General features: G+C 42.1%; 1 protein-coding gene and 1 pseudogene. Both read left to right on the top strand.

From position 1 onward, the window contains the following. Positions 1 to 209, top strand: a pseudogene (locus tag ACF8FD_RS00380) (hypothetical protein); the annotation flags it as partial. A gap of 14 nt (positions 210 to 223) precedes the next feature. Further along, positions 224 to 1,899, top strand: a 1,676-nt coding sequence (locus tag ACF8FD_RS00375) for a hypothetical protein (protein WP_392452828.1), incomplete at its 3' end; no start/stop codon positions are given.

Raw genomic sequence — 1,899 nt, 5'->3', positions numbered from 1 at the left:
TGGTGGATGGTATAGAGCTATATGAAACCGAAGCAGCACTAGCCACAAAATCAGGTACAGCCGTATGGGCGCGCTTATATAATGGCGATGATGAAGCATATGCAGATTTTGGTATAGGAACTGCTGGTACTGACATTATGCTGAATAGTGTCAATATTGCACTTGGCTCAAGTCAAAAGATTGATAGCATTATCTTAAAACCATATTGATTTAGAGGTGGTTAATGTCTTACACACCACCTGACGCACATGACGTCATACTTAATTTTGAACAGCCTTCTACAGCAATAGACAGCCACAATTTGGCTTTAAATTTTAACGATTCCTTAGATCAGTTAAATTTTCTAAATGCTGAAATTGATACTCGTATTCAAGTACAACTGAGGGGCTCGAATACAGAGTTAGAAGTAAATAGTGGTACATTGCACAGTACTATTAACACTTCGATTAATGCGGATATTACTGGAACCAATCAGGACAATGTAGATAATCACGGCACAATCTTGGCAACAATTAATCCCTCTATTCAGTCTGATATTTTGGGTTTGAATGATATCAATCACATAGTGGGGGTATCTCTTGTCTCAAGGCTGAAATATCGGAAAGCCTTCACAAGATTAGGCCATGTAGAAATACCATGGACCAAGCCTATTTTAAGGGTGTCAAATGACACCTTTTTTTACGACCGTAGTTTAGTCATTAATCATGCTACAGAGCTGGGTTTTGAGCGTGGACTAACTTTATCTGAATCTATCTATAGTGCTTTTGACCAGGGCTTAAAGCTCAGTCGTAACCAAGGGGGGCGCTGGCAAGAAAATCTAAAGATTCGAATTGCGCGTGATTTGTATTTTGAGGAATCAATTAAGCGTCGATTGAACCGTGAATTGTCGCATCAGGAGATGATCCGTAAACGCCGCAATATCTCGTTTTCACATCAAGTCGCGCATGTCTTTGAAAAGCGCTTCAGCTTTGATTGGGACAAAGGCTTAGAGCTGGTCACACAAGATGTAATCTCTTGGGATAAAGCCAAATCTATCCACTATCGCAAGCATCCGATTGAACCGTGGCCAGAGCCTGAAATTCCTCAGTATGAAGGTACAGGCGATCTTAATTTCGTATGCCTATGTCATGAAGTGGATTCGCATGATGTTGTTCTCAACTTCGGTGCTGATGATTGCATACCCGGCATACCGAATCGTAATTGGTGGTACATATTGAATAGTTTATCTGTGACGCGCCTAGACAATGGCGAGGAAATAAATGTACTGGATGGAAACTACAGTACAGATCGCAGTTGTTGGTGTTGGTCATATAGTTTGACTGTACCTGCATCCGAGATTGGCAAACTGGAACCGATCAATGGTCAACCTGTGATTTTAAGAATTATAGTGAATGGTACCGAGCATCAAATGTTGCTTGAGAACCGCAGACGTTCTCGTAAATTTACCCAAGATACTTATACATTGATTGGTCGCAGTCAAACGGCATTACTGGCAGCACCGACTGCGCCATTACGCTCATTCTTACAAGAGAACGATCGAACCTCAGTCCAGTTGTGTCAGGCGGAGCTGGATCGCGTTTTTAGCGATACAGTACTCAATTGGCAGTTGATCGATGCACTGGGCTGGATCGTTGAGCGTGAATGTTTGAGCTATTCCAATTTAGCGCCGATTGATGCTATCAAGATGGTGGTTGAAAGCGGCGGTGGGTTTATCTATAGCGAAAAGGGCAGCAATACGCTGACCATTAAACCGCTTTATAAAAAGACTTTTTGGGATGTATTGTCGATCGCTGAATATGATCGCTTATTGCCTGAGTCTGCGGTAGTGAATCAGTCGACTGATTATCAGATCTATCCAGATTACAACGGCATCACGCTGACCAATGATCGAAAGGCATT

Source organism: Acinetobacter sp. TYF_19 (assembly GCF_043105125.1).
GTDB classification, from domain to species: Bacteria; Pseudomonadota; Gammaproteobacteria; order Pseudomonadales; family Moraxellaceae; genus Acinetobacter; species Acinetobacter johnsonii.
The sequence above is the reverse complement of the archived record's forward strand: the minus strand, read 5'-3'. Positions and strand labels throughout refer to the sequence as shown.